Raw genomic sequence first — 10,097 nt, forward strand, 5'->3', positions numbered from 1 at the left:
GGTCCGGGCCCGGTGCGGGTATGGCGTGCGTCGGGGCGTGCGGGCACACTGGCGGTGTGTCGTACGACGAACTCCGGGCGGAGCCCCGGTGGCGGGCGACGGGGAACACGTCCTTCCCCGCCGCCGCCGAGGTCGGGGGCCGGTGGTGGGTGCTGCGGCTCAACTGTTTTCCCGATCACCCGCTCTGGACGCTGTTCGTGGACGGCGTCGGGCGCTTCGACACCGACGGCACCCCGCCCGCCTGGGGACGGCCCCTGACCCCGTCGGCGCCCCCGCTGGACGCGCGCACCGGAGCGGAACTGCTCGGTCCCCTCCTGGACTTCGCCGCGTACGGCAGCGAGGCCGGCGATCCCTGCGACAACCCGTTCTGCTGCGGCTGACCCGAGGCCGGAAACGGGCCGCGCCTTCTCGTCGGCCTGCGGCCGACCCACGGGGTGCGGCCCGGTCCGCCGGGCGGCTTCCGCCGCCGGTGGACCGGGCCGTTCACGGACGGGGCGGGGTCACGCCGGGTCGCCCGCTGTAACCGGGGGTCGCTTCGCCGCCCGCTCCTCGTCCCGGCTGCGGGTGAGGTCGCGGCCGAGGGTCTCCCGGGTGACCGCCACGGTGACCGTGGTGACCACGGCCGCCGCACAGAGGTAGAGGCTGACGGGCGTGGAGGAGCCGAATTCCCGGAGGAGTTCGACGGCGATGATCGGGGCGAGGGCCCCGGCGACGATGGAGGCGAGCTGGGAGCCCATGGAGGCGCCGGAGTAGCGGACCTTGGTGTCGAACATCTCGGAGATGAACGCGGCCTGCGGCCCGTACATCGCGCCGTGCAGCACCAGGCCGGCGGTGACGGCCAGGGTGATCACGGCGAACGACTCGGAGTCGACGAGGGCGAAGAAGGCGAACGCCCAGACGGCCATGCCCACGGAGCCGATCAGGGTGACCGGGCGGCGCCCGATCCGGTCGGACAGCGCGCCCCAGGCCGGGATGGTGACGAAGTGGATGGCGGAGCCGATCAGGACGGCGTTGAGCGCGGTGCTCTTGGGCAGTTCCAGGTGGGTGGTGACGTACACGAGCACGAAGGAGGTCAGGATGTAGTACGAGATGTTCTCGCCGAAGCGGACGCCGATGGCCGAGAGGACCTCGCGCCAGCTGCGCCGGAACACCTGGACGACGGGGGCCTGTTCCTTGACGCCCCGGGCGGCTTCCGCCTCCGCCCTGGCCTGTGCCTCCAGGAAGACCGGGGACTCCGAGACCGACACCCGGATCCACAGCCCGATCACCACGAGGAGCCCGGACAGCAGGAACGGGACGCGCCAGCCCCAGGACTGGAAGGCGGCTTCCGACTGGAACGAGGCCAGCAGCGCCAGGACCCCGGTGGCCAGGAGGTTTCCGCCGGGGGCGCCGCCCTGCGGCCAGGAGGCCCAGAAACCGCGGTGCTTGTCCCCGCCGTGCTCGGAGACGATCAGCACGGCGCCGCCCCACTCGCCGCCCAGGGCGAAGCCCTGCACCAGCCGGAGCACGGTCAGCAGGATCGGCGCCCCGACGCCGAGGGTCTCGTAGGTGGGCAGCAGGCCCATGGCGAAGGTCGAGCCGCCCATCATCAGGAGGCTGACGACCAGCAGCTTCTTGCGGCCGATCTTGTCGCCGAAGTGGCCGAAGACGATGCCGCCCAGCGGCCGGGCCAGGAATCCGATCGCGTAGGTGACGAAGGCGATCAGGGTGCCCACCAGCGGGTCGGCGGAGGGGAAGAACAGCGTGTTGAACACCAGAGCGGCGGCCGAGCCGTACAGGAAGAAGTCGTACCACTCGATGGTGGTGCCGATCAGGCTCGCGGCGACGATGCGGCCGATGCCGCCTCTCGGCCTGGGGGTGTCAGACATGGATTCACCGGGTTTCACGAGTGGGGACGGGAGGGCGTGGTGCGGGGTGGTGCGGGACGGGCGGAGTGGTTCAGCCGGCGGTCCAGCCGCCGTCGAGCGGCAGGGAGGCCCCGGTGAGGCAGCTCGTGTGGGGGCCGCACAGCCACAGGACGGCGGCGGCGACCTCCTCGGACTCCAGGAGCCGCTTGACCGGTGAGCGGGCCAGCATGACGTCGGAGAGCACGTCGTCCTCGCTGATGCCGTGCGCGGCGGCCTGGTCCCGGATCTGGCCCTCCACGAGCGGGGTGCGGACGTACCCGGGGTTGACGCAGTTGCTGGTGACGCCGTGGGGGGCGCCCTCGATCGCGGCGACCTTGCTCAGCCCCTCCAGGCCGTGCTTGGCCGCGACGTAGGCGGACTTGTAGGCGCTGGCCCGCAGCCCGTGGACGCTGGAGATGTTGACGATCCGGCCCCAGCCCTGTCCGTACATGTGCGGCAGGACCCGCCGCATGAGCAGGAACGGGGCGGTGACCATCACCTTCTGGATCAGTTCGAAGCGCTCCACCGGGAACTCCGTGAGCGGGGCCACGTGCTGCAGACCGGCGTTGTTGACCAGGATGTCGACCTCTGCGGGGAGGAGGCCGACGGCGGCCCGGTCCGCGAGGTCGGCCACGTGGACCGGGCCGCCGGTGATCTCCGCCACCGCACCGGCCGCCGCCGCGTCCCGGTCGACCACGTGCACGGTGGCTCCCGCCTGTGCCAGGGCGAGCACACAGGCCCGGCCGATGCCGCTGCCGCCGCCGGTCACGAGGGCCGTGCGTCCGTTCAGGTCGACCGCGGCGGGCGGCAGCGGAGCCGGGGTGGGAAATGTGTTCGTCATGGCCGGAAACAGTAAGGAGCGCTCCGGGTTCGTCCCATGTGGTGGACCGCCATAAAGCGATGGTCTTTGGTGGCCTCCTCCGCCACAGCCCGGCCGGATGCGGTTCGCGAGGTGGCGCCGTCCGCCGGTTCCGTCCTTCCCGCGGATCGACGACGGCCGGATCGCGAGGGGCGATCCGGCCGGGCCGGGGCGGTGGCGGTGCGGTGGTGCCGGTCAGGTGCGGGGTACGGGCCGGTCGCTTCCCCGTCCGCCGAGGGGGCAGCTGTTGACGAGGGCCGTGGCGTCCGCCCCGGCGGGCTGTGCCACGGTCCGGGAGGCGGGGGGCCGCCGTCCCTCGGTGAGCCAGCCCTCCAGCGCGGTGAACGCCGAGCGGTGGCAGGGGGTCAGCGGCCGCAGCCGGTCGGGGAACACGTCGAACAGGGAGTCGGTGTGGGTGCCGCCCTCGATGCGGTAGTAGCGGTGCAGGGAACCGCGGCCCGCCTCCTTCACCATGCGGGCGTAGACGTCCGAGTCCCGGCTGATCGGCAGCAGGACGTCGAGGGTGCCGTGCACGGTGATCAGCGGTTTGCCGATGCGCCCGGTGAGCCCGATCTTCCGCACGGCCCGGTGCACCTCCTCGGGGCGCGCCGAGTAGTCGTAGTCGGCGTCACAGGCCGGTGTTCCCGGCGCGCAGTACGGGGTGCCCGCTTCGAGTGCCCCGTCGAATTCCGGGTCGACCTCCTCGCGGTAGATGCGCTGCGTCAGGTCCCAGTAGACCTGGTGGTGGTACGGCCAGAGGAACTCCGAGCCCGCCGGGTAGCCGGCGGCGTGCAGGGCGTCCCGGGCCGCCCCGGCACCCTCTCCCCCGGCCGCGTACACCGGGTAGTGGCGCATCGCCTCGGGCAGGAAGTCCAGCAGCGTGGGCCCGTCGGAGCGCCACAGGGTGCCTTCCCAGTCGACTCCCCCGTCGTAGAGCTCGGGGTGGTTCTCCAGCTGCCAGCGCACCAGGTAGCCGGCGTTCGACAGCCCGGTCACCAGGGTGCGGGCCGGCGGCCGGTGGTAGCGCTGGGCGACCGTGGCGCGGGCGGCCCGGGTGAGCTGGGTGAGCCGGTCGTTCCACTCGGCCACGGCGTCGCCCGGCGCCTTTCCGTCCCGGTGGAACGCGAGGCCGGTGTTGCCCTTGTCCGTGGCGGCGTAGGCGTAGCCGCGGGAGAGCACCCAGTCGGCGATGGCCCGGTCGTTGGCGTACTGCTCGCGGTTGCCGGGGGTGCCGGCCACGACGAGGCCGCCGTTCCACCTGTCGGGCAGCCGGATGACGAACTGGGCGTCGTGCTTCCAGCCGTGGTTGGTGTTGGTGGTGGAGGTGTCGGGGAAGTACCCGTCGATCTGCGTGCCGGGCACTCCGGTGGGCACGGGCAGGTCCTTCGGGGTCAGCCCGGCCCAGTCGGCCTCGTCGGTGTGTCCCGAGGCGACGGTCCCGGCCGTGGTCAACTCGTCGAGGCAGGCGGTCTGCTGGCGCTCGGCGCCGGGGACCCGCAGGTGTGCGGCGTTCGCACAGCGGTCGGCGCGGTGGCCGGTGTCGGCCGTCGCCGCCGAGGGGGTGAACGCGAGGGCGGCCAGGGCGAGTACGGCCGGGGCGCCCCGTGTCCAGAAGCGGGGCGGGGAGTCGGTGGAGCGGCGCATCGGGCTGCCTCCGGGGTCGTGTGGTCGGACGCGCGGAGGCTATGCCGCCGGTTCGGCCGGTTCCATGGGTCCGGGAACCACCGTCGGGCTCCCGGCAATGGTGCGGGCCGCCACCCCGGGCCGGGCGGAAGGGCCGGAGAGGGGCATGTGACGCCCCGTCATGAACCTGGACGAGGGTACGGGTGGAAGCCGCCGCCCGTACCGCCGTCCTACACGCCCGTTCGGGGGCGCGACCATGGATGGCCGTCACACAGGGGGTCCGCCAAGCCTGGCTGCCGAGCCCATGCCGGCCCCGGCGCGGGCGCCCCGATGATGGGCGCCACGCCGACGGGCGGCCCCGCCCGGTACCGGCCCGGAGAACGTACTCGTCGTCCCAGGAGGCAGTCCACATGCGACAGCCGAACCCCCCGAACCGCTCTGCGGGAAACCGCCGCGCGAGAGGTGTCCGCCGCCTGCTCACGGTCGCGGCGGGCGCCCTCGCCCTCGCCGCGGGTCTGCTGACCGTCGCCCCGCGGGCGTCCGCCGCCGGCCTCACCGAGATCACCGGTTTCGGCACCGATCCCGGCAACCTCTCCATGTACGCGTACGCGCCCGACGGGCTGCCGGCCAAGGCGCCCGTCGTGGTCGCCCTGCACGGCTGCACCCAGAGCGCGAACGACTACTACGCCCACTCGGGCTGGCCCGAGTTCGCCGACCGCTACGGCTTCTCGCTGGTCTTCCCGCAGACGAGCGGCGCCAACAACGCCAACTCCTGCTTCAACTGGTTCGAACCGGGCGACAGCACGCGCGGACAGGGCGAGGCGCTGTCGATCAAGCAGATGGTCGACGAGGCCGTCGCCCGGTACGACGGCGACCCCGGCCGGGTGTACATCACCGGCCTGTCGGCGGGCGGCGGCATGACCGCGAACATGCTCGCCGCGTACCCCGACGTCTTCGCGGCGGGGTCCATCGCCTCCGGTCTGCCGGCGCACTGCGCGAACAGCGTGGCCGCGGCCTACACCTGCATGTACGCCCCGGCCGACAGGACCCCCGGCCAGTGGGGCGATCTCGTGCGGTCCGCCGCCCCCGCCGGGACCACCTCCTGGCCCCGGGTGGCGATCTGGCAGGGCACCGCCGACACCACCGTCCGGCCCGCCAACGCCGCCGAACTGCGCGACCAGTGGACCGACGTCTGGGGCATCGGGCAGACGCCCTCCCGCACCGAGGAGCTGGCCGGGGGCACCACGCTGAGCGTCTACGAGGACGCCTCCGGCGCACCCGCGGTCGAGGTCTACTCGGTCGCTGGCATGGCCCACGGGCTCGCGGTCGACCCCGGCAGCGGCGCCGAGCAGTGCGGCACCACCGGCACGTACTACCTCGACACCATCTGTTCCAGCTACCGCACCGCCCGGTTCTGGGGGCTGGACGGCGGCGGGACCCCGGGGACGCTGCCGGCCCCCACCGGGGTGACCGTCACCGGCACCACCGACACCACCGCCGCCCTGAGCTGGCACGCGGTCACCGGCGCGGCCTCGTACGACATCCACCGCGACGGCACGAAGGTGGGCACCGCCACGGCGACCGGCTACACCGACACCGGTCTGGCCACCGGCACGGCGTACCGCTACACCGTGGCCGCGGTCGACTCCTCGGGCGCGCGGGGCGCGGCCTCCGCCGCGGTGACCGCGACCACCACCGGGTTCACGCCCACGTGCCACACGGCGGACAACTACGCGCACACCGTCGCCGGACGCGCCCGCCACAGCGGCGGATACACCTACGCCCTGGGGTCCGGCCAGTCCATGGGGCTGTGGAACACCTCCGTCCGGCACACCCTCGAACAGACCTCGCCCGGCCACTACGTGATCGCCGACTCCGGCTGCCCCGCCTGACCCCCGACCGCGGCCCCGGGCTGGTTCCACCCCGGGGCCGCGGTCGGAACCATCGCCTCCGCCACACCCCTCGACCCGTGGTTCCCACACACCCCTCCCCGGAGCGAAGTGTGCTCGGCACCCATGGTCGCGCCCGGCGCGCCTTCCTAGGCTCACTGCCCGTCGGCTGTACTGGCACCGGCTCCGACCTGCGAGGTCATCCCGGTTGCCCGAGGGAAAGGGAGCGTATGGGTCTGGACAAGACAGTCGCGAGCGCGATGGAGGCGGTGGCCGACATCCCCGACGGGGCCTCGCTCGCCGTGGGCGGCTTCGGTCTGTGCGGCATACCGGGCACGCTGATCGACGCCCTCCGGCGCCGTGAGGTGGGCGGCCTCCACATCGTCTCGAACAACTGCGGTGTCGACGACTGGGGTCTCGGCATCCTGCTCGCCGGCGGGCAGATCTCCCGGATGACGAGTTCGTACGTCGGGGAGAACAAGGAATTCGCCCGCCAGTACCTGAGCGGGGAGCTGGAGGTCGAACTCGTGCCGCAGGGAACGCTGGCGGAGCGACTGCGGGCCGGCGGCGCCGGCATCCCCGCCTTCTACACTCCGGCGGGCACCGGCACCCAGGTCGGCGAGGGCGGGCTGCCCTGGCGGCACGCCGCCGACGGATCGGTCGCCGTGGCCTCGCCCGCCAAGGAGACCCGGGAGTTCGACGGGCGCCCCCACCTGCTCGAACACGGCATCATCACCGACTTCGCGCTGGTCCGCGCCGAGGTCGGCGACCGGCACGGGAACCTCGTGTTCCACTCGTCCGCGCGCAACTTCAACCCGCTGGCCGCCATGGCGGGCCGGATCACCGTCGCCGAGGTGGACCGGCTCGTCGAACCCGGCGAGCTCGACCCGGACGAGATCCACCTCCCCGGCGTCTTCGTCCGGCGCGTGGTCCGTGTGGACTCCGGCGACCCCGCGGCCGAGCGGCGCGTCGAACGCCGTACCGTCCGGCGGGAAGGCGGTGTCTGACATGGCCCTCACCCGTGAGCAGATGGCGGCCCGGGCCGCCCGGGAACTGACCGACGGCAGCTACGTCAACCTCGGCATCGGCCTTCCCACGCTCGTCCCCAATCACCTGCCGCCCGGCATCGAGGTGGTGCTGCAGTCCGAGAACGGCATTCTGGGCGTGGGCCCGTACCCGGCCGAGGACGAGCTCGACGCCGACCTCATCAACGCCGGCAAGGAGACCGTCACCACCCTGCCCGGCGCGTCCTTCTTCGACTCCGCGCTGTCCTTCGGCATGATCCGCGGCGGCCACATCGACGCGGCCGTGCTGGGCGCCATGCAGGTCTCCGCCTCGGGCGACCTCGCCAACTGGATGATCCCCGGCAAGATGGTCAAGGGCATGGGCGGTGCCATGGACCTGGTGCACGGCGCGGGCCGGGTCATCGTCCTCATGGAGCACACCGCCAAGGACGGCAGTCCGAAGCTCGTGCCCGAATGCACCCTGCCGCTCACCGGCCGGGCCGTCGTGCAGCGGGTGATCACCGACCTCGCGGTCGTCGACGTCACCCCGGACGGCTTCGTCCTGGCCGAGCTGGCTCCCGGTGTCACCGTCGAGGAGGTCAGGGCCGCCACGGCGGCGGACCTGACCGTGCCGGACGGCTTCGGCGCCGTTCCGGTGAGCTGAGCGGGGCTCCTACGCGCGCTCCGGCCGGTCGCCGCCGGGCTCCGGCCGGTCCCCCCGGGGCCGCGGGCCCGGCGGCGCTCCCGTGCCGCCGTCCGTCCGAACGCGTTTGGCCGGGGCGTCAGTTGTACCGGGACCGCCTTCCCGGGAGGCGTTCACCGTCCTGGCAGAATGCAGCCCTGGAGCCGACCGGAGCTAGGAGCCGCCCTGTGTTCTACTACGTGCTCAAATACGTCGTCCTCGGACCACTTCTGCGGTTGTTCTTCCGCCCCAGGATCGAGGGCCTGGAGCACGTTCCGGAGGACGGCGCGGCCATCATCGCCGGCAACCACCTGTCGTTCTCCGACCACTTCCTGATGCCCGCGATGCTCGGACGGCGCATCACCTTCCTCGCCAAGGCGGAGTACTTCACCGGGCCGGGCCTGAAGGGACGGCTGACCGCCGCCTTCTTCCACAGCATCGGGCAGATCCCGGTGGACCGTTCGGGGAAGGAGGCGGGGCAGGCCGCGATCCGGGAAGGGCTCAAGGTGCTGGGCCGGGGCGAGCTGCTGGGCATCTACCCGGAGGGCACCCGTTCGCACGACGGCCGGCTCTACAAGGGCAAGGTGGGCGTGGCCGTCATGGCGATCAGGGCTCAGGTGCCGGTGGTGCCGTGCGCGATGGTGGGGACCTTCGAGATCCAGCCGCCCGGCCAGACCATCCCGCGCATCAAGCGGGTCACCATCCGCTTCGGCGAGCCGCTGGACTTCTCCCGCTACGCGGGCCTGGAGAACCAGAAGGCGGCGGTCCGGGCCGTCACCGACGAGATCATGTACGCGATCCTGGGACTTTCCGGACAGGAGTACGTCGACGAGTACGCGGCCAAGGTGAAGGCGGCGCAGGCCGAACAGACCGGCCCGTCGGAAAAGTTCCCGAAACTGCGACGCCGACGGCGGATCCGCGCTCGGTGAACCCCGCTGTCCCGGGTCGCGGTCCCGGCCTAGCGTCCTTGCCATGGTCAAGGGAAACGCATGGGTTCTGGGAGCGACGGGACAGATCGGACGGGTGGCCGTACGGGCGCTCGTCGAGGACGGCTGGGAGGTGACGGCCGCCTCGCGCGGCGGCGGCAGGGACGACCGGTGGGACGACGCGGTGCGCACGGTCGCGCTCGACCGCAACGAGGAGGGGGCGCTCGCGGCGGCGCTGGGCGACGGCTGCGACGTACTGGTCGACATGGTGGCGTACGGCGCGGACCACGCCGGGCAGTTGACCGGTCTCGCCGACCGGATCGGTTCGGCGGTGGTCGTCTCCAGCGGTGCGGTGTACGAGGACGACCGGGGCCGCAGCTTCGACACGCAGGAAGAGCCCGACGGCGCCCCGTGCTACCCCGTGCCGATCCCGGAGTCGCAGCGCACCGTGGAGCCGGGGGACGCGACGTACGGGACGCGGAAGATCCGGCTGGAGCGGGATCTGCTGGCGGCCGGGGAGGCGCTGCCGGTGACGTTGCTGCGGGCCGGGGCGATCCACGGACCGTACTGCCGCTCGCCGCGCGAACTGTATTTCGTGAAGCGGCTGCTGGACGGCCGGGAGCGGCGGGTGCTCGCCTTCGGCGGGCGGTCGCGCTTCCACCCGGTCCACGTGTCCAATCTGGCGGAGCTGATCCGGCTCGCCGCCCTGCGGCCCGGTTCGCGGGTGCTCAACGCCGGGGACCCGCAGGCGCCGACGGTCTTCGAGATCGGTACGGCGATCGACGCCGTGCTCGGCCGGAGCACCGAGACGGTGCTGATGGAGGGTGCGCCCGGGGAGGAAGGGGTCGGCGTGACGCCGTGGAGCTCCGCCCATCCCATCGTGTACGACATGACGGCCGCCGAGCGGGAGCTCGGGTACCGGCCGGTGACGGACTACGTGGAGTCGTTGCCGGAGACGGTCGAGTGGCTCGCCGCGCGGCTGGCGGAGGGGGACTGGACGGAGGTGTTCCCCGCCATGGTGCGGGCCTACGGCAGGAAGCTGTTCGACTACGCGCCGGAGGACGCCTGGCTGGAGGCGTACGACCGGAAGGCGTGAGGGGGCACTGGGCGCGGGGGGGGGGGGGGGGGGGGGGGGGGGGGGGGGGGGGGCGCGCGGCGGCCGGGGCGCGCGGGGGGGGGGGGCCCCCCCCCCGGGCCGCCCCCCCCCCCCCCCCCCACCCACCCCAGC

Annotated in this window: 9 protein-coding genes; 6 read left to right on the plus strand and 3 right to left on the minus strand. The window is 73.1% G+C overall.

Annotated features, from left to right (window positions below):
* Nucleotides 1–56: 56 nt before the first annotated feature.
* Nucleotides 57–380 (plus strand): hypothetical protein, encoded by a 324-nt coding sequence (locus tag ACFYW1_RS26170; protein ID WP_388997925.1) that lies wholly within the window; start codon nt 57–59, stop codon nt 378–380.
* 120 nt (nt 381–500) lie between these two features.
* Here ACFYW1_RS26170 and ACFYW1_RS26175 read toward each other — a convergent pair whose 3' ends face one another.
* The 3 genes from ACFYW1_RS26175 to ACFYW1_RS26185 form a co-directional block, all read right to left on the minus strand.
* Nucleotides 501–1,868, minus strand: a complete 1,368-nt coding sequence (locus ACFYW1_RS26175) for an MFS transporter (RefSeq protein ID WP_388997928.1) — start codon at nt 1,866–1,868, stop codon at nt 501–503.
* 70 nt (nt 1,869–1,938) lie between these two features.
* The gene (locus tag ACFYW1_RS26180; protein ID WP_388997931.1) at nt 1,939–2,727 is read right to left on the minus strand and encodes a 3-hydroxybutyrate dehydrogenase; all 789 of its coding nucleotides are present in this window, start codon (nt 2,725–2,727) and stop codon (nt 1,939–1,941) included.
* A 213-nt stretch (nt 2,728–2,940) separates the two neighbouring features.
* On the minus strand, nt 2,941–4,389 hold the full coding sequence (locus ACFYW1_RS26185) for a 3-hydroxybutyrate oligomer hydrolase family protein (protein WP_388997934.1): 1,449 nt from the start codon (nt 4,387–4,389) through the stop codon (nt 2,941–2,943).
* Between the two features lie 389 nt (nt 4,390–4,778).
* Between ACFYW1_RS26185 and ACFYW1_RS26190 the strand changes: the two genes are divergently transcribed.
* The 5 genes from ACFYW1_RS26190 to ACFYW1_RS26210 all read left to right on the plus strand — a co-directional run bounded on the left by ACFYW1_RS26190 (nt 4,779) and on the right by ACFYW1_RS26210 (nt 9,965).
* On the plus strand, nt 4,779–6,260 hold the full coding sequence (locus tag ACFYW1_RS26190; RefSeq protein WP_388997937.1) for a PHB depolymerase family esterase: 1,482 nt from the start codon (nt 4,779–4,781) through the stop codon (nt 6,258–6,260).
* Nucleotides 6,261–6,487: 227 nt separating this feature from the next.
* On the plus strand, nt 6,488–7,264 hold the full coding sequence (locus ACFYW1_RS26195) for a CoA transferase subunit A (protein WP_388997940.1): 777 nt from the start codon (nt 6,488–6,490) through the stop codon (nt 7,262–7,264).
* Between the two features lies 1 nt (nt 7,265).
* Nucleotides 7,266–7,925, plus strand: a complete 660-nt coding sequence (locus tag ACFYW1_RS26200) for a CoA transferase subunit B (protein WP_388997943.1) — start codon at nt 7,266–7,268, stop codon at nt 7,923–7,925.
* Nucleotides 7,926–8,131: 206 nt separating this feature from the next.
* A complete protein-coding gene (locus ACFYW1_RS26205) occupies nt 8,132–8,872 on the plus strand; it encodes a lysophospholipid acyltransferase family protein (RefSeq protein ID WP_388997946.1) in 741 nt (246 codons plus the stop codon).
* Nucleotides 8,873–8,915: 43 nt separating this feature from the next.
* Nucleotides 8,916–9,965 carry an NAD-dependent epimerase/dehydratase family protein gene (locus ACFYW1_RS26210; protein WP_388997949.1) on the plus strand — a complete coding sequence of 350 codons (1,050 nt, stop codon included), beginning with the start codon at nt 8,916–8,918 and terminating at the stop codon, nt 9,963–9,965.
* Nucleotides 9,966–10,097 lie beyond the last annotated feature (132 nt).

The sequence above is a fragment of the Streptomyces sp. NPDC002669 genome, from assembly GCF_042889165.1.
Taxonomy (GTDB): domain Bacteria; phylum Actinomycetota; class Actinomycetes; order Streptomycetales; family Streptomycetaceae; genus Streptomyces.